Origin of the sequence: Bacillus sp. 7_6_55CFAA_CT2 (assembly GCF_000238655.1) — a bacterium.
Lineage (GTDB): Bacteria > Bacillota > Bacilli > Bacillales > Bacillaceae_G > Bacillus_A > Bacillus_A cereus.
Genome location: NZ_JH414733.1, coordinates 1 through 837 on the forward strand (window position 1 = coordinate 1; position 837 = coordinate 837).

The following is an 837-nucleotide window of genomic DNA, read 5'->3' on the forward strand; positions in this document are numbered from 1 at the left end:
CGCTGTTCATCAATAAAGTTTCCGTGTTTCGTTTTGTTCAGTTTTGAGAGAACTATCTCTCATATATAAATGTATGTTCTTTGAAAACTAGATAACAGTGTAGCTCATATTTTTTAATTTTAGTTTGGTTAAGTTAGAAAGGGCGCACGGTGGATGCCTTGACACTAGGAGTCGATGAAGGACGGGACTAACGCCGATATGCTTCGGGGAGCTGTAAGTAAGCTTTGATCCGAAGATTTCCGAATGGGGAAACCCACCATACGTAATGGTATGGTATCCTTATCTGAATACATAGGGTAAGGAAGACAGACCCAGGGAACTGAAACATCTAAGTACCTGGAGGAAGAGAAAGCAAATGCGATTTCCTGAGTAGCGGCGAGCGAAACGGAACATAGCCCAAACCAAGAGGCTTGCCTCTTGGGGTTGTAGGACATTCTATACGGAGTTACAAAGGAACGAGGTAGACGAAGCGACCTGGAAAGGTCCGTCGTAGAGGGTAACAACCCCGTAGTCGAAACTTCGTTCTCTCTTGAATGTATCCTGAGTACGGCGGAACACGTGAAATTCCGTCGGAATCTGGGAGGACCATCTCCCAAGGCTAAATACTCCCTAGTGATCGATAGTGAACCAGTACCGTGAGGGAAAGGTGAAAAGCACCCCGGAAGGGGAGTGAAAGAGATCCTGAAACCGTGTGCCTACAAATAGTCAGAGCCCGTTAACGGGTGATGGCGTGCCTTTTGTAGAATGAACCGGCGAGTTACGATCCCGTGCGAGGTTAAGCTGAAGAGGCGGAGCCGCAGCGAAAGCGAGTCTGAATAGGGCGTTTAGTACGTGGTC

General features: G+C 47.4%; 1 rRNA gene. It reads left to right on the plus strand.

Going from position 1 to position 837, the window contains the following annotated elements:
• Window positions 1-126 precede the first annotated feature (126 nt).
• Window positions 127-837, plus strand: a 23S ribosomal RNA gene (locus HMPREF1014_RS29170); the annotation flags it as partial.